The organism is Actinoplanes sp. NPDC048988, from assembly GCF_043197815.1.
In the GTDB taxonomy this organism is placed as follows: domain Bacteria; phylum Actinomycetota; class Actinomycetes; order Mycobacteriales; family Micromonosporaceae; genus Actinoplanes.
In genome coordinates this window covers 371915-387719 of record NZ_JBICTW010000004.1, presented here as the reverse complement: position 1 = coordinate 387719, position 15805 = coordinate 371915, and the positions used below count along the sequence as shown (strand labels likewise).

14 protein-coding genes are annotated in these 15805 nt (G+C 70.9%); 10 read left to right on the top strand and 4 right to left on the bottom strand.

The annotated features are described in order from the left end of the window. Window positions 1-87: 87 nt before the first annotated feature. On the bottom strand, window positions 88-483 hold the full coding sequence (locus ACGFJ7_RS16220; protein ID WP_392642582.1) for an ATP-binding protein: 396 nt from the start codon (window positions 481-483) through the stop codon (window positions 88-90). 130 nt (window positions 484-613) lie between these two features. Here ACGFJ7_RS16220 and ACGFJ7_RS16215 point away from each other — a divergent pair, with 130 nt between their 5' ends. Next, a complete protein-coding gene (locus ACGFJ7_RS16215; protein ID WP_360239948.1) occupies window positions 614-2452 on the top strand; it encodes a sigma-70 family RNA polymerase sigma factor in 1839 nt (612 codons plus the stop codon). A 10-nt stretch (window positions 2453-2462) separates the two neighbouring features. Continuing rightward, complete coding sequence (gene fgd, locus ACGFJ7_RS16210; protein WP_360239945.1) at window positions 2463-3464, top strand: glucose-6-phosphate dehydrogenase (coenzyme-F420); 1002 nt, start codon at window positions 2463-2465, stop codon at window positions 3462-3464. Here fgd and ACGFJ7_RS16205 read toward each other — a convergent pair. Next, complete coding sequence (locus ACGFJ7_RS16205; protein ID WP_392642581.1) at window positions 3451-5091, bottom strand: glycosyltransferase; 1641 nt, start codon at window positions 5089-5091, stop codon at window positions 3451-3453. The genes fgd and ACGFJ7_RS16205 overlap by 14 nt on opposite strands. 231 nt (window positions 5092-5322) lie before the next feature. On the opposite strand from ACGFJ7_RS16205, the gene ACGFJ7_RS16200 reads away from it, so the two are divergent. Both ACGFJ7_RS16200 and ACGFJ7_RS16195 read left to right on the top strand, forming a co-directional pair. Continuing rightward, window positions 5323-6195 carry an LLM class F420-dependent oxidoreductase gene (locus ACGFJ7_RS16200; RefSeq protein WP_392642580.1) on the top strand — a complete coding sequence of 291 codons (873 nt, stop codon included), beginning with the start codon at window positions 5323-5325 and terminating at the stop codon, window positions 6193-6195. Further along, window positions 6192-6848 (top strand): HAD family hydrolase, encoded by a 657-nt coding sequence (locus ACGFJ7_RS16195; protein ID WP_392642579.1) that lies wholly within the window; start codon window positions 6192-6194, stop codon window positions 6846-6848. Before ACGFJ7_RS16200 ends, ACGFJ7_RS16195 begins: the two co-directional genes overlap by 4 nt. Here ACGFJ7_RS16195 and ACGFJ7_RS16190 read toward each other — a convergent pair. After that, a complete protein-coding gene (locus ACGFJ7_RS16190) occupies window positions 6796-7959 on the bottom strand; it encodes an FAD-dependent monooxygenase (protein ID WP_392642578.1) in 1164 nt (387 codons plus the stop codon). The two genes, ACGFJ7_RS16195 and ACGFJ7_RS16190, sit on opposite strands and share 53 nt — an antisense overlap. Before the next feature lie 79 nt (window positions 7960-8038). On the opposite strand from ACGFJ7_RS16190, the gene ACGFJ7_RS16185 reads away from it, so the two are divergent. From ACGFJ7_RS16185 to ACGFJ7_RS16170, 4 genes are all read left to right on the top strand, one after another. Beyond that, window positions 8039-8692 carry a TetR/AcrR family transcriptional regulator gene (locus ACGFJ7_RS16185; protein ID WP_392642577.1) on the top strand — a complete coding sequence of 218 codons (654 nt, stop codon included), beginning with the start codon at window positions 8039-8041 and terminating at the stop codon, window positions 8690-8692. A 75-nt stretch (window positions 8693-8767) separates the two neighbouring features. Further along, window positions 8768-10438: a sodium:solute symporter family protein gene (locus tag ACGFJ7_RS16180; protein ID WP_360239927.1), complete on the top strand. Its 1671-nt coding sequence runs from the start codon at window positions 8768-8770 to the stop codon at window positions 10436-10438. A 12-nt stretch (window positions 10439-10450) separates the two neighbouring features. Beyond that, window positions 10451-10729 (top strand): hypothetical protein, encoded by a 279-nt coding sequence (locus ACGFJ7_RS16175; RefSeq protein WP_392642576.1) that lies wholly within the window; start codon window positions 10451-10453, stop codon window positions 10727-10729. An 89-nt stretch (window positions 10730-10818) separates the two neighbouring features. After that, complete coding sequence (locus tag ACGFJ7_RS16170) at window positions 10819-11070, top strand: hypothetical protein (protein ID WP_360239922.1); 252 nt, start codon at window positions 10819-10821, stop codon at window positions 11068-11070. A 4-nt stretch (window positions 11071-11074) separates the two neighbouring features. Here ACGFJ7_RS16170 and ACGFJ7_RS16165 read toward each other — a convergent pair whose 3' ends face one another. Further along, window positions 11075-12214 carry a PQQ-dependent sugar dehydrogenase gene (locus ACGFJ7_RS16165; RefSeq protein ID WP_392642575.1) on the bottom strand — a complete coding sequence of 380 codons (1140 nt, stop codon included), beginning with the start codon at window positions 12212-12214 and terminating at the stop codon, window positions 11075-11077. A gap of 116 nt (window positions 12215-12330) precedes the next feature. Between ACGFJ7_RS16165 and ACGFJ7_RS16160 the strand changes: the two genes are divergently transcribed. Beyond that, window positions 12331-13806 carry an alpha/beta hydrolase gene (locus ACGFJ7_RS16160; protein WP_392642574.1) on the top strand — a complete coding sequence of 492 codons (1476 nt, stop codon included), beginning with the start codon at window positions 12331-12333 and terminating at the stop codon, window positions 13804-13806. 47 nt (window positions 13807-13853) lie between these two features. Then, window positions 13854-15803: an MFS transporter gene (locus tag ACGFJ7_RS16155; protein ID WP_392642573.1), complete on the top strand. Its 1950-nt coding sequence runs from the start codon at window positions 13854-13856 to the stop codon at window positions 15801-15803. Window positions 15804-15805: the final 2 nt, after the last annotated feature.

Genomic DNA, 15805 nt, shown 5'->3' with positions numbered 1-15805 from the left:
GGTGAGTGTGCGTGTGGCGGCCCGTGGCAATAGTTGCCGCAGAGCAAGAATCATAGGGGCTTGCCCGCGGTGGGGTGACACTAGGTGTCAGGCGAACGACTTCTCGAAATGGATCAGGCTGCCGCGGCGGGGAACCGAGTGCATGCGTACGTTCTCGCCCAGCGCCTTGATCAGCATCAGGCCCCGCCCGTGCTCGCTGGACGAGGCCGGCGGCGTACCCGGGGAATCGGGGTCGAAACCGGGACCGTCGTCGCTCACATCGATCGAGCACCGGTCGTCGGCCACGTCGAGGCGGACCTCGAAGGTGTCGGTGCCGCTGGCGTGCCGCACCACGTTCGAGCACGCCTCGGTGATCGCGATCTCCAGGTCGTCGGAGACACGCCGGTTCACGTGCAGGACGTCGAGCGCGGAGCGCAGCAGCCGACGGACGGCGGGAACGCTGTCCGCCTCACGGGGAAGGGCCAGCCGGACTGTCATACGCATGTGCTTTTGTTTCCCGGTGCGGGCTCTCGCTAATCGCGCGGGCTTCATCCGACCGGCCGGGAAAAACGTGTTATCCGAGGCAGGCGGGGGCGTCTCCCTTCTGACCGACGCCCCGAGGAAAGGCAGGACCATGGCCGACCAACCCGACATCGCCACCGTTATCGCCGCGCGGGCCGGCGACCCGGTGGCCGTCGACCGGCTGGTGGCCGGCTACCTGCCGCTGGTCTACACGATCGTCGGGCGGGCCCTGGAGGGTCACGCCGACGTCGACGACGTGGTGCAGGACGTGATGCTGCGCGTGCTGCGCAACCTCGGTGACCTGCGCGAGCCCGAGGCGTTCCGGTCCTGGCTGGTCGCGATCACCGTGCGGCAGGTCCGCGAGCGTTTCCGGGCCCGCCGCGGCGCCCCCGAGGCGCTGCTGCACGAGGACCTGCGTGACCCCGGCGCCGACTTCACCGACCTGGCGATCACCCGGCTCGAGCTCTCCGGCCAGCGCCGCGAGACCGCCGAGGCGACCCGCTGGCTCGACGAGGACAACCGCGAGCTGCTGTCCCTGTGGTGGCTCGAGGCCTCCGGCGAGCTCACCCGCGACGAGATCGTCGCCGCCACCGAGGTCACCCGCCAGCACGCCGCCGTCCGCGTCCAGCGCATGAAGGGCCAGTTGGAGACGGCCCGGGTGGTGGTACGCGCCCTCGCCGCCACGCCGCCGTGCCCCGACCTCCAGGCGGTCACCGCCGAGTGGGACGGCCGGCCCAGCGCCCTGTGGCGCAAGCGCATCGCCCGGCACACCCGCGACTGCCGGTACTGCTCGCCGTCGTGGAACGGCCTGGTCGCGGCCGAGCGTCTGCTGGCCGGCATGGCCCTCGTGCCGCTGCCGGCCACGCTGCTCGGCAAGGGCCTCACCGCCGGTGGCGCCGCCGCGACCAAGGCCGGCGTGGGAACCCACATCGCGGCCAAGGCCGGCCTGGGCCTCTCCCAGAAGGTGCTGACCGCGGCCCTGGCCACCACCGCGGTCGTCGGCGGCGGCGTCGCCGTCGTGGTCACCCGGCAGCCCGACCCGCCCAAGGTGGCCACGGCCGCGGTGGCCGCCCCCGCGCCCACCCCGACGACGGCGCGCCCGGCGCCCACCCCCGTGCGAACCTCGGCGCGGGCCACGGCCAAGCCGTCACCCACACCGTCGAAGACGCCGTCGGCCAAACCGACCAGCGCGGCCCCGATCGTGATCCCGGCCAAGGAGAGCACGAAGAAGGGCGTCGGGGTCTGGAAGTTCAGCGGATCCAAGGCGGCGCTGGCCGACGTCGGCGCCGGCTGGTACTACAACTGGGGCCCGAACAACAACGACGTGCCCGGCCCGTCCGGCGTCGAGTACGTTCCCATGGTCTGGGGCAAGGCCAACGTCACCGACGCCACCCTGTCCGAGGTCAAGAAGGAGGGCGACGTCCTGCTCGGCTTCAACGAGCCCGACATGGGCGGCCAGGCCGACATGACCGTCGAGGACGCCCTGGCCGCGTGGCCCAAGCTCCAGGCGACCGGCATGCGCTTGGGAAGCCCTTCGGTCGCGTACGGCGGTGACACCCCCGGCGGCTGGCTCGACCGGTTCATGAGCGGCGCCGAGAGCAAGGGCTACCGCGTCGACTTCATCACCCTGCACTGGTACGGCTCCGACTTCAGCGCGGCCGCGGTCAACCAGTTCCTGGGGTACGTGGACGCGGTGCACAAGAGGTACAAAAAGCCGATCTGGGTCACCGAGTTCGGTCTGATGAATTTCTCCGGTACGCCGAAATACCCGACCCAGGCGCAGTTGGTGACCTTCATCAAGGGCGCCACCAAGGGTCTGGAGAACCGGTCCTGGCTCGAGCGCTACGCGTGGTTCGGCCTGCCCGCGGTCGGCGACAGCGTCGACTTCGGGCTGTACAAGGACGGCGACAGTCCGACCGAGGCCGGAAAGGCGTACAAGGCCGCGGGCTAATGTCGTGAACATGATTCGGTTCGGCTACAAGGCCTCGGCGGAGCAGTTCCCGCCGACGGAACTCCTCAACTACAGCGTCCTGGCCGAGGAGCTCGGCTTCGACTCCGTCTTCGTCAGCGACCACCTCCAGCCGTGGCGGCACGACGGCGGTCACGCGCCGGCGGCGCTGCCGTGGCTGGGCGCGCTCGCCGCCCGCACCGAGCGGATCCTGATCGGCACGAGCGTGCTCACGCCGTCCTTCCGCTACCACCCGGCCGTGGTGGCCCAGGCGTTCGCCACGCTGGGCTGCCTGGCCCCGGAGCGGGTCGTGCTCGGCGTGGGTTCCGGCGAGTCGCTCAACGAGGTGCCGCTGGGCATTCCGTGGCCCGACGGCAAGGAGCGCTTCGCCCGCCTGAAGGAGGCGGTGCAGCTCATCCAGAAGCTGTGGCGCGAGGACCGGGTGACGTTCGACGGGCAGTTCTACCAAACCGAGAACGCGACGATCTACGACAAGCCGGAGATCCCGGTGCCGATCTACATCGGCGCCTCCGGCCCGTCCGCGACCCGGCTCGCCGGCCGCATCGCCGACGGCTTCATCACCACCAGCGGCAAGGGCCGCGAGCTCTACACGGACACGCTGCTGCCGGCGGTGCGCGAGGGCGCGGAGAAGGCCGGCCGCAAAATCGACGACCTGGACCTGCTGATCGAGGTCAAGGTCTCCTTCGACGACGACCACGAGAAGGCCCGCCAGGACACCCGGCACTGGGGCGCGCTGGCGCTGACCCCGGACGAGAAGACCGGCGTCGAGGACCCGATCGAGATGCAGCGCCTGGCCGACGAGCTCCCGGTCGAGCGCACGGCCTCCCGCTGGATCGTCTCGTCCGACCACGACGAGCACGTCGCCAAGATCGCCGAATACCTCGACATGGGCTTCAAGCACCTGGTCTTCCACGCCCCCGGCCCCGACCAGGAGCGCTTCCTGCGCCTGTACAGCGAGAAGATCCTGCCGCAGCTGCGCTCTAGGGTTTCTTGACCGACCGCAGCCGGCCCCGGCGGCCGCCGGTCGGGCCCGCACCCTCGCCGTTGATGACGCGCAGGTCGGGCTGAGACTGGCGGCCGGCGATCCGCCGCCGCCGGGCACCGACTTCCCCACTCTGCTTGGGCGCCCGGGGAAGCGGCAGCCACGCCTGTTCACCCATCCGCCCCTGCACATCCGGCCCGAAAAGCGGCTCCGGATGCCCCGCCGGATAGGGCGGCGCCGGCTGATTGCGAACACGCCGCTCCCGCCACAGATCCCCGGAAGGCGGCGCGGTACGCGGCGGCGGACTCCAGATCGGCTCCCCAGGCGCCCGCCGATCGGCCTGCCGCCACACCTCAGCGGTCGCCCCTTCGCGCAACCCGCGTCCCGCCGAGCCGTCTTGGCTCGTGAGCCCGTCTTGGCTCGTGAGGCGGTCTTGGTTCGTGAGGCCGTCCTGGTTCGCCGTCCCTTCGGCGCCTCTCCACGATCCGCGCTCTCGGCCCTTCGAGGGCTCTCGGCGGATCCAGCTCCTCGCCGATTCCCGACTTTCCCGATTTGTCCGGCGGGGCGGATGGTCGGCGGAGCGAGGTTCGGGGGTGATCCGATAGCCCGGCCCGTCCTGTTCGAGCCGGAAGCCCGGTCCGCGCTGAACGGGAGGGATGGTCGGGAACGAATCGCCGCCCGGGAACGGGCCCGCGGTGGAGGAGGGGCCGCTTGGGAACGGGCCGGCGGTGGAGGAGGGGGTGCCGCTTGGGAACGGGCCCGCGGTGGAGGAGGGGCCGCTTGGGAACGGGCCGGCGGTGGAGGAGGGGGTACCGCTTGGGAACGGGCCGGCGGTGGAGGAAGGGGCCGAGCTTGGGAACGGGCCTGAGGCTGGGGGAGGGGTCGAGCCTGAGGCTGAGGAGAAAGCCGCCGGCCCGACGGTCGTGGGTGAGGTGTGACGGCGGTCGGCGGTGGGCTTGGGCAGGGCAGTGTGGTTGCGCTCGCGGAGGGCGGTGCGTAGCCAGTGGTGCAGGTGGGGGCGGTCCGCGCGCCGGGTGCGGCGGATCGGTGGGAAGGCGACGCTGGGTACCTCCACGACGCGGAGACCGCGGCGGGACGGGCGGATGGCCAGCAAGGGGGTGATCTCGGGGCCCTCGCCCCAGGAGGCGCCGGCTCGGAGGGCGGGGTCGGGGAGGTTCAGCCGGCTTGCCGCGTCGCGCCAGAGGGCGGTGTAACCGAAGCCGGGGTCGGTGCGGCGGGTGCCCAGCAGGGCGTTCAGGCACCAGATCAGGAGCAGGTCGGCCCAGCGGCGGAAACGGCCGGCGGTCAGGTCGCGGCCGCCCGGTGTGTAGCGGGAGCCCACCGCCATGTCGGCTCCGGCGCGCAGGGCCTCGACGAAGCGCGGGATCTCGGCCGGGTCGGTCGAGCCGTCGCCGTTCAGGGTCACCACCACGTCGCCCCGGGCCGCGGCTATTCCGCACGCGAGGGCGTTACCGGGGCCGAGGCGGGTAGGAGACACCACGACGGCGCCGGGTCGCAGGGTTCGCGCCGCCACCGCGGCCGCCGTGCCCGCCTCGGCCACCACCACGACCTCGTCGACCGGGGGCAGGCCGCGCAGCAGCAGCGGCAGGCCGGCGGGGTCCCGGACGGGAAGGATCACGCTCACGGAAGGTGGCGAGGCGCGGTTCGTCGCTGGGTGAAGCGGCGAAGGAGACATGGCGGTGCTCCTCAAGCTTGTTTCTGATCTTCGAAGCTACCGGCCGGCAACCGTTCGGCAACTCGCCGATTCGGCCGAGGAAGATCGTTCCCGTGGCTCGAACCGGCCGTTGAGCGGACACCCCACGTACAAAAGCATGATTAGGTCTTGTCGGAACGTCGGAGGGAAACCGCTGTGAAACTTGGTTTGCACATCTCGAACTTCACCTGGCCCGAGGGGGTGCCGAGGCTGGGCGCGGTGCTGGGCGAGGTCGCCTCGGCGGCCGACGAGGCCGGCTTCGAGCGGATCAGCGTGATGGACCACCTGTGGCAGATCGGCCCCATCGGGCCGCCCGAGTGGGACATGCTCGAGGCGTACACCGCGCTGGGCTTCCTGGCCGCGCACACCAAGCGGGCCAAGCTGCTGACGCTGGTGACGGGCGTCGTCTACCGCGAGCCGGGCCTGCTGGCCAAGGCGGTGACCACGCTCGACGTGCTGTCCGGCGGGCGGGCCATCCTCGGTATCGGCGCCGCCTGGAACGAGGAGGAGTCGATCGGGCTCGGCCTGCCGTTCCCGCCGACGAAACAGCGGTTCGAGCGGCTCGAGGAGGCGCTGAAGATCTGCCGGCAGATGTTCGCCGGCGACGAGACCGCGTTCGAGGGCACCCACTACCGGCTGGGCCGGCTGCTGAACTCGCCGCAGCCGTTGAGCCGGCCGCGCCCGCCGATCCTGATCGGTGGCGGCGGGGAGAAGAAGACGCTGCGGCTGGTCGCCCAGTACGCGGACGCCTGCAACCTGTTCCCCGGGCCGGAGCTTCAGCACAAGCTCGATGTGCTCAAGCAGCACTGCGAGGATGTGGGCCGCGACTACGACGAGATCCAGAAGACGGTGATGGTCCCGTTCGACCTGGGCGAGAAGGGTGAGCGGGCCGGCGAGATCATCGAGACGCTGACCCGGCTGGCCGGGATGGGCTTTCAGGTCGGGCACGGTGGCCTGCGCAACGTGTGGGACACCAGGCAGTTCGAGATCTTCGCCAAGGAGATCGTGCCGGCGGCGGAGGCGCTGTGACCATCTCCGCGGTGATCTTCGACCTCGACGGCGTCATCATCGACACGGAGGAGGTGTGGGAGGACGTGCGGCGGTCGTACGTGGCGTCGTACGGCAAGTCCTTCCTCCCCGACTCTCAAGATCGCATGATGGGCATGAGTACGGGGGAGTGGTCGGCCCATCTCGCCGAGGAGGTGGGCGTTCCCCGTACGCCCGCTCAGGTCGCCGACGATGTGCTCGGCCAGATGGCCCTCCGGTACAAATCCGATCTGCCGCTCATTCCGGGTGCGGTGGAAACCGTGCGGCGGCTGGGGGAGCGCTTCACGCTCGGGCTGGCCAGCTCGTCGGCCCGCGTCCTGATCGACCAGGTGCTGGCCACGGCCGGGTTGACCGACGCCTTCAAGGTGACCTTCTCGACCGAGGAGGTGCCCCGGGGGAAGCCGGCGCCGGACGTCTATCTGGCCGCCGCCTCGGCGCTGGGCTGTGCACCCGGGGACTGCGCGGCCATCGAGGACTCCAGCAACGGCCTGCGCTCGGCGGACGCCGCGGGGATGGCGGTGATCGCCGTCCCGCACGGCGTCTACCCGCCGGCCGCGGACGCGCTGGCCGGGGCCGCCCTGGTCATCGACCGCCTGTCGGATCTGACGGCCGAAGCGGTAGCGGCTCTGCGGTGAGCTCCAGGTTCGTGGCCCGGTCGGCCGCGATCTTGAAGGTGAGGTCGAGGAACCACTTCTTGTTGTTGAGGTAGTTCCGCAGCCGGATGCCCCGGTCCGACTTGGGGGCGAGGAATCGGCCGGTGGTGTCGCCGCCCTTCTGGGTGCCGCGCGCGAACCGGCCGATTCTCTTCTCGTACGCCGCAAACGCCACCCGATGGTCGCCGCGCGCCGCCGCCAGTTCGGCCGCGAGCACGTACGCGCAGACCAGCGCCGTCCCGGTGCCCTGCCCGCCGATCGTGGCCCCGCTGGCCGCGTCGCCGACCAGCGCGACCCGGCCCCGGGTCCACTCGGGCGCGTCGACCCGGCAGATCTGGTCGAAGTACAGGTCGTCGCCGATCGCGGCCAGCAGTTCGGGCGCGTGCCAGCCCATGCCCTCGTACCGCTCGCGCAGGATCCGCCTCGGCGCGGCCGGGTCGTGCCGGTCGTAGTCGATCCGCGGCGACGCGAAGGCGGCGAAGGCGCCGTCCCGGCCCGTACTGATCATCCGGCCCGGCTCGTTGTAGAGGACGAAGTCCTCCTCGGCCGTGGGTGTGCTCCAGGTGGCCACGTAGTAGCCCAGGTGCTTCACGAAGCGTTCCTCGGGCCCGAACGTCAACCGCCGCACCCGTGAGTGCACCCCGTCCGCGCCGACCACGAGGTCGAAGGTGCGCTGCTTGCCGCCGGCGAAGGTGACGTCGACGCCGCCCTCGTGCTCGTCGAGCGCGGCGATGCTGTCGCCGAACAGGTACTCGGTGTGCCGGGCGCCGGCGCCGGCCAGGACCCGGGCCAGGTCACCCCGCCGTACCTCCAGATCGCCTCCGGCCAGCCCGGCCGGCCATTCCATCTGCTTGGCGCCGCTCGCGTCGACGAACCGCATCGCCGTGCCGCCGGTCTGCACCGCGCGCAGCTCGTCGAGCACGCCCATCCGCTCGAGCAGGCCCATGTGCAGCGGCCCGCGGAAGTCGACCGCGTTGCCGCCCGTGCGCAGCTCCGGCGCGATCTCGACGATCGTCGGCTCGATGCCGAAGCGGCCCAGCCAATAGGCCAGGGCCGGTCCGGCGATGCTCGCGCCCGAGATCAGAACCTTCATGCCGTCTCCCCGTAGAAACTGTGTCCGTCGGACTCGGTTATTTCTGTGTACAGTAGACACTGTTTCCGAGGAGGGCAAGATGTTTTTCTGGGAGGAGCGGCCGCGGACCCGTGGCCCGAAACCGGCGTTGACCCTGGACCGGATCGCCGACGCCGCGATAGCGGTGGCCGACGCCGAAGGGCTGGCCGCGGTCACCATGCAGCGGGTGGCGGCCGATGTCGGCTACACGAAGATGTCGCTCTACCGCTACGTGCCCGGCAAGACGGAACTGGTGGCGGTCATGCTGGAGCGCGCGATCGGCGAGCCGCCGGTGGGAGGCGCCGGGGACTGGCGAACCGCGCTCAGCGCCTGGGCCGAGGCGCTGCTCGGCCGCTATGCGCCGCATCCGTGGGCGATCGAGGCCACCGCCGGTGGCCGCCCCATCGGGCCGAACGAGCTGAGCTGGATGGAGAGCGCGCTCGCCGTCCTGCCGGGCGGCCTCACCGGCGCCGAGCGGATGGACGCGGTCGCCGCCGTCGCCGGGCAGGTCCGCATGATCGCCGGCCAGGCCGCCACCACGGAGAGCGAGCTCACCGCGACCATCGGGCTCGTGCTGCGCGAGCACGCCGATCGATTTCCCGCGCTCGCGGCGGCGGTCAGTGACACGGCCACGCGCGGCGGCCAGGACCAGGCCTTCCGCTTCGGGCTGGAGCGGATCTTGGACGGGCTGGAGGTCCTTATCCAACGCCGGTAACGCGAAGGACACATTCAGGTGTGAAAGATCTTCGGCTTGGGTAGCCCATGGCGACTTTCGCCATGGAGGTGGCCTGTGGAGGTACTTGCGGCGAGCGGCCTACGGCTCGACCTCGACATCTTCGATTACCTGATCCTGATCCTCTACTTCGGCACGGTGCTCGGTGTGGGCTTCGCGGCGCGGAGAGCGATCAAAACGAGCGCGGACTTCTTCCTGTCCGGGCGCTCGATGCCCGCCTGGGTCACCGGCCTCGCGTTCGTCTCGGCGAACCTGGGCGCGCTGGAGATCCTGGGTATGGCCGCCAACGGCGCCCAGTACGGTCTGATGACCCTGCACTATTACTGGATCGGCGCCGTGCCCGCCATGGTGTTCCTGGGCATCGTGATGATGCCGTTCTACTACGGCTCCAAGGTGCACAGCGTTCCCGAGTTCCTGCGGCGGCGCTTCAACAACTCGGCCCACCTGTTCAACGCGGTCAGCTTCGCGGTGGCCCAGGTGCTGATCGCCGGCGTCAACCTGTTCGCCTTAGCCTTGATCTTGCAGGCGCTGCTCGGCTGGCCCCTGTTCGTCTCGATCGGCCTGGGCGCCGCGATCGTGCTGATCTACATCGGCATCGGCGGCCTGTCCTCGGCCATCTACAACGAGGTGCTGCAGTTCTTCGTGATCCTGGCCGGCCTGCTCCCGATCACGATCGTCGGCCTGGTCAAGGTCGGTGGCATCGACGGTCTGTTCGAGAAGGTGCGGCAGACCCCGCTCGGTGAGGCCGGCCTGCACACCTGGGCCGACACGGCCACCAGTAACAACCCGCTCGGCGCGAACTGGATCGGGATCATCTTCGGTCTCGGCTTCGTGCTCTCGTTCGGCTACTGGACGACCAACTTCGCCGAGGTGCAGCGCGCCCTGTCGGCCAAGGACATGAGCGCGGCCCGGCGTACCCCGATCATCGGCGCCTTCCCGAAGCTGGTGATCCCGGTCGTCACCGTCATCCCCGGCCTGATCGCGCTGGTCACGGTCAAGGGCCTGGGCGCCTCCGAGGGTGACCTCACGTACAACAACGCCATCCCGCTGCTCATGCGCGACCTGCTGCCGAATGGCGTGCTCGGTGTCGCGGTGACCGGTCTGCTGGCCTCGTTCATGGCCGGCATGGCGGCCAACGTGAGCGGCTTCAACACCGTTTTCACGTACGACATCTGGCAGCCCTACATCCGCAAGGGCCGCAGCGACAGCTACTACCTGAAGGTCGGCCGCTGGGCGACGCTCGGCGGCGTGGTCATCGGCATCGGCACCGCGTTCATCGCGGCCGGCTACGACAACATCATGAACTACATCCAGGCGCTGTTCTCGCTGTTCAACGCCCCGTTGTTCGCGACCTTCATCGTCGGCATGTTCTGGAAGCGGATGTCGGCCTGGGCCGGTTTCTGGTCGCTGGTGCTCGGCTTCCTGGCCTCCCTCGCGCTGTACATCGGGCACCTGACCGACGCCCTGCACTTCAACTCCGACCTGGAGGAGAGCTTCTGGGGCGCCGGCGCGGCCTTCGTGACCGCGGTCGTGGTGGCGGTCATCGTCACGCAGTTCACCCCGCCGAAGCCGGAGGAGGAGCTGCGCGGCCTCGTCTACGGCCTGGGTGGCTCCAGCACCAGCGGCGAAGTGATCATCTCGGGAGACAAGGTGTGGTGGCGTAACCCGGTCCTGCTCGGCGTCATCGCCGTCGTCCTCGCCTTCGTCCTGTACATCCCGGTCTGGTAAGGAGAGCCCGTCATGGAGGAAGACCAGAAGAAGGTGTCCGCGGCCGCGCGTCTGTTCGACGTCCGGCGCGTGATCGGCGGTCTCTTCGTCGTGTACGGCGTGATCGTCACGCTGCTCGGGATCTTCGACAACCAGTCGGAGATCGACAAAGCCGAGGGCGTACGGATCAACCTGTGGATGGGACTCGGGATGCTGGTCCTGGGCCTGCTGTTCCTGCTCTGGCTGCGGCTCAGCCCGCCCGAGCCGCCCCAGCCGAACACCGACGAGACCGAGGGGCCCGAGACCCACTGATGGCCGGGGTGGTGCGACCCGGTTGCGGTCGGGTTGCACCACCTCCCCAAATCGTGGACCGGGGGCATCCGGCGTCCGATAGACACGGCATGGAACGCGTCGCCCCCATCAGCTACGCCACCGGCGGAAGCTCTCGCTCCGCCGGGTGGCAACAACAGGTCAGAGTCGACTACGTGGTCAACAAGGTCATGCAGACCCACCGAGGACGAGCCGAGGATTCGGTCGCGCAGGCCATCCATGACCAGCTCCGCGCCGTCGGCGTGGTGCCCAACGGCCGCCAGATCGCGGTGTACGCCGCCGCGATCTCGGCCCTTCCGGAACTGCCCCCCAACAACAAGTAGATCGTCAGGCCGCGGGGAACCGCAGGATCCGGTCGTCGCCGTCCTGCGGGTCCCCGCGGCCGTCTCGATTCGAGGTGGTCAGCCAGAGCGCGCCGTCCGGTGCGGTCGCCACCGTGCGCAGCCGCCCGTACGTCCCGGTGAACTCGGCCCGCGGCTCCCCGCCGCCGAGCGGAACCACCCAAAGTCGTTCGCCGCGCAGGCCGGCCACGTAGAGGTTGCCGCCGGCGACGGCGGCCCCCGACGGTGAGGCCTCGTCGGTGGACCACTGCACGATCGGATCCACGTACCGGCTGTCGCCGGCCTTGCCCTCGGCCTCGGGCCAGCCGTAGTTCTTCCCGGGCTCGATGACGTTGACCTCGTCCCAGGTGTTCTGGCCGAACTCGATGCCGTACATCGTCTTGTCGGCGCCCCAGGCCAGACCCTGCACGTTGCGGTGGCCCATCGACCAGACCGGCGAACCGGCGGTAGGGTTGCCGGGCGCGGCGGCACCGTCCCGGGTGATCCGCAGAATCTTGCCGTTCAGGTCGCCGCGATCCTGCGAGGCGCTGCCGTCTCCGGCGTCACCGGTGCCCACGTACAGGAATCCGTCGGGCCCGAACGCGATCCGCCCGCCGTTGTGGATCCCGGCCTTGCCGATCCCGTCCAGGATGACCTTGCCCGCCGCCCCGTCCGTGCCACCACCCCCTTCGCCGACAAATCGGATAATTCGGTTATCCGACTCACTGGTGAAATAGGCATACAAAAACTTGTTGGTCGCATAGTCGGGATCGACCGCGATACCGAGGAGCCCGCCTTCGCCGGCCGGTGAGACGCCGTCGAGGTGATGGACCTTGCGGGGATCGCCGCCACCGGCCGGGATCTGAAGGATGTCGCCGCTCTCCCGCTCGCTGACCAGGGCGCTGCCGTCCGGGAGAAAGGCAAGGCCCCAGGGGACCTCGATGCCGGTGGCGATGGTCTGCGGCTGTCCCAGTCGCGCGCCTCCGGCCGATCCCGGCGCCGATCCGGAGGTAGAGGCCGCGGCTGAGGCGGAGGGCGCGGGCACGGCGGAATACGTGGCCTGGCCTTTCGGCGTGCTTTCCGCGTCCGAGCAGCCGACGAGCAGTGCTGTTCCCGCGGCGGCGAAGGCGAGACGGGTTCGGTTCATCGCCCCACGGTGCCACGCCCCGGCGAACTTCACCCATTCGCCAGACTCGCGATCGGCGTTCGTCCGAAGATGGGGCCGCGCGGTCCGACGGCCGTGCAGGGCGGAGATACAGCGCGGTGCGAGCTACGGCGCGGCCCTTCCGGGCCGCGATTCTCACGGTCATCACCCTGCTGACGTACGCGGTGACGCCCACCCGGGCCGCGGCCGCCACCTACGTCATCACGTGGAAGACCTGCCCGGAGAACGCGGCGGTCCAATGCGGAACCATGCGCGTCCCGGCCGACTGGGCCGACCCGTCCGGCCCCACGGCGATGCTGACGATCGCCCGGCGCCCGGCCGCCGACCCGGCCCGGCGCCTCGGCGCACTGCTGGTGAACCCGGGCGGCCCCGGCGGCTCGGCGGTCGACTTCACGCTCGGCGCCACCCAGTTCTTCGGCGAGGAGGTCCGGGCCCGCTTCGACATCGTCGGCATGGACCCGCGCGGCGTCGGCCGCAGCACCCCCGTCCTCTGCTCGCGCGACCTGGTCGACGCCCAGCCCGACCCCCTGATCGATTCCCCGCGGGCGTACGACGCCACCATCGCGTACAACCGCAAGCTGGCCGCCGACTGCGCCGCCCGCACCGGCCCGGTCTTCCCCCACGTCGACACGGCCAGCGTGGTCCGCGACCTGGACGCCGTCCGGGCCGCCCTGGGCGAGCAGAAGATCAGTTTCTACGGCGCCTCGTACGGCACCCTGATGGGCCAGCAGTACGCCGAGCTCTACCCGTCCCGCCTGCGCGCCCTGGTCCTGGACAGCGTGATGGACCACAGCGCGGGCCTGACCCGCTTCCTGACCGAGGAGACCGACGCCGCCGAGGACGCGTTCCACCAGTTCACGGCCTGGTGCGCCCGCGACACCCAGTGCGTTCTGCGCGGCCAGGACCTGGCCCAGGTCTGGGCCGGCGCGGTCGCGCGGGCCCGCGCCGGGACGCTGCAGAACCCGTACGACCCGCCTCAGCCGTTGACCCTGGCCGAGCTGATCGGTGCCGCCTTCGCGGCGTTCTACGAACCGCAGTGGTACTCGTTCGCCTACTACCTGCGCGACGCGCTGGCCGCCAAACCCGCGGCCCGCAAGGCGCCCGCCCCGCCGGTCGACCTGATCGACCACAGCTTCCCCGCCGTGATCTGCGAGGACTGGCGCCTGCCGGTCAGCGGCTTCCCCGAACTGCGACGTCACCTGCAGACCCTGGCCAAGCGCTCCCCGCACATGCTGGTCTCGCCGCTGGCCCTGTCGGCGATGACCGGCTGCCTGGGCTGGCCGTCCGCACCGGACAATCCGCAGCGACCGGTCACGCCCCCGCCCGGCACGGCCCCGATCCTGCTGGTGAACTCCCGCCACGACCCGGCCACGGCGTACACCTGGGCGCAACGGGTGACGGCCCGGCTGGGCCCGAAAGCGCGATTGCTGACGTACGACGGCTGGGGCCACGTCATCTACAACCGGAGCCCGTGCGTGGCCGGCGCGGTGGACAAATACCTGACGGCCCTGACCCTGCCCGCGGCCGGAACAACATGCCCGTCGGTGGCGCCGCAGCCGTTCGGGGTGGGCTGAACCGGGGTACAGAGGCCGTCGGGACCGAGCGCACGGGGGCCGCCGCAATGACCTTGACCCGCTACGTGGGTGCGGCCGTGTGCGCCCGCCTCGCCGACGAGGGCGCCCGGGTGGCGATCCTGCTGCTGGCGCTCGACCAGACAGGCGACGAGGCCCTGGGCGGCCTGTTGATCGCGGCCCTGATGGTCCCGCACGTGGTGGCGGCGCCGATCACGGGCGCCCTGGCCGACGCGGTCCACCGCCGCCGGCTGTTCTATGTCCTGGCTTTCCTGGGGTACGCCGGAGCCCTGCTCACGGGAGCCGAACTGATCGCCCACTCGACGTGGGCCGCGGCGGCGTTCCTGATCCTGGCCGGCTGCTGCGCCCCGCTGCTGATCGGCGGCCTGAGCAGCCTGCTCCCCGACCTGGTGCCGGCCCGCTTGGAACGGGCCTTCGGCTTCGACGTGATGTCGTACAGCATCGCCGGAATCGCGGGCCCCGCCCTGGCCGCGGTACTGGCCGACCTCGCGGGCGCCTCCTGGTCGGTGGTAGGCCTGGTCACCTTGGTCGTGGCCGGCGCCGTCCTGGTCGCTTCGCTCCCACTCGGCACCGCCCCGCGACCCGCCAGCCCGCACACCTCGAGCGACCGCTCCCGGCCGGCATCTCGCCCCGGCACCTCGAGCGACCGCTCCCTGCCGGCATCTCGCCCCGGCACCTCGAGCGGCGGCTCCCTGCCGGAATCCCGCCCTTACACCTCGAGCGACCGCTTCCGGCCCGCATCCCGCCCCGACACCTTGAGCGGCCGCCCCCAGCCGGAATCTCGCCCTCACACCTCGGGCGGCCGTCCCGTGCCGGTCTCCGCGCCGGACATTTCCGGCAGTGATTCCACGTCGATCTCCCCGGATATTCCTGACGACCGTTCCGGGCGAACTTCCCGGCCGCACTTCTCGGGCGGCCGTCTTCCCTCGGATCCCCCATCGGACATTTCGGGCGACGATTTCCGAGCGGCCCCCGCATCGGGTAATTCGGGCGACGGGTCGCAAGCGGCCCCCGCGCCGGGCATTTCGGGCGACGGGTCGCGAGCGGCCCCCGCGCCGGGCATTTCGAGCGACGGGTCGCGAGTGGCCCCCGCGCCGGGCATTTTGAGCGACGGTTTGCGAGCCACCGCCGGGGCGGGCGTTTCAGGCGGCGCTTCGCCGTCAGCGGAGTCGGATCTTTCGGGCGGCGCTTCGCCGTGGGCCGAGTCGGATCTTTCGGGCGGCCCTCGCCGGTCGGTGGCCGAGTCGGATATTTCGGGCGGCATTCCCCGGCCGGTGGCGGCGCTGGATAGTTCGGGCGGAGAAGTCGCGGGTGGAGAGGCGGTGGTCGAAAAGGCTGGGGGTGCTGGGCGGCGGCGGATTCAGTCGCCGCTGGCGGCGGTCACGGTCATGGTGCGGCGGCCTCGGCTGGGGGCGGTCACGCTCGGAACGATTTTCAGCATGCTCGGGGTGGGCGCCCTTCCCCTGGTCGCGGCGCTGCTGGCCGACGAGGCGGGGCGCGACGAGCTGACCGGGCTGGTGCTTTCCGCCGGGGCGGCCGGTGGGCTGCTCACCTCGCTGGTGCTCACCAAGTGGCCCATTCGGCGGCGGCCGCCCGAGTGGGTGGTCGCGGTCTCGCTGGCCGCCACCTCGGTGCCGTTCCTTCTGTTGATCCTGTTGCCGGTCGGGTGGGCCGGGCTGCCGCTCTTCGCGGTCGCCGGGGCGCTGGGTGTGCCGGTTTCGGTGGCGGTCTTCGCCGTACGGGATCAGGAGGCGCCGCCGGAGATCCGCACCCAGGTCTTCACCCTCGGGGCCGGGGTGAAAGTCACCGCGGCCGCCGCCGGGGCCGCCCTGGCCGGGCTCGCCGCGCCCGCCGGAATTGTCGCTTTGCTCGCCGGGATCGCGGTCTGTCAGGTGCTCGGGGCCCTGGCCGTCGTCGTGGTACCGCGGGTCACCCGGGCCGCGCGGCCGATCGCGAGTATTGTTAGCCAGGCTAACTAGAT

Excerpts from the sequence above, each read along its gene's own strand:
- ACGFJ7_RS16170 (WP_360239922.1), top strand. The coding sequence starts at position 10,819 with ATGGAACGCGTCGCCCCCATCAGCTACGCCACCGGCGGAAGCTCTCGC.
- ACGFJ7_RS16155 (WP_392642573.1), top strand. The coding sequence starts at position 13,854 with ATGACCTTGACCCGCTACGTGGGTGCGGCCGTGTGCGCCCGCCTCGCC.
- ACGFJ7_RS16190 (WP_392642578.1), bottom strand. The coding sequence starts at position 7,959 with ATGAAGGTTCTGATCTCGGGCGCGAGCATCGCCGGACCGGCCCTGGCC.
- ACGFJ7_RS16165 (WP_392642575.1), bottom strand. The coding sequence starts at position 12,214 with ATGAACCGAACCCGTCTCGCCTTCGCCGCCGCGGGAACAGCACTGCTC.
- ACGFJ7_RS16175 (WP_392642576.1), top strand. The coding sequence starts at position 10,451 with ATGGAGGAAGACCAGAAGAAGGTGTCCGCGGCCGCGCGTCTGTTCGAC.
- ACGFJ7_RS16220 (WP_392642582.1), bottom strand. The coding sequence starts at position 483 with ATGCGTATGACAGTCCGGCTGGCCCTTCCCCGTGAGGCGGACAGCGTT.
- ACGFJ7_RS16215 (WP_360239948.1), top strand. The coding sequence starts at position 614 with ATGGCCGACCAACCCGACATCGCCACCGTTATCGCCGCGCGGGCCGGC.
- fgd (WP_360239945.1), top strand. The coding sequence starts at position 2,463 with ATGATTCGGTTCGGCTACAAGGCCTCGGCGGAGCAGTTCCCGCCGACG.
- ACGFJ7_RS16185 (WP_392642577.1), top strand. The coding sequence starts at position 8,039 with ATGTTTTTCTGGGAGGAGCGGCCGCGGACCCGTGGCCCGAAACCGGCG.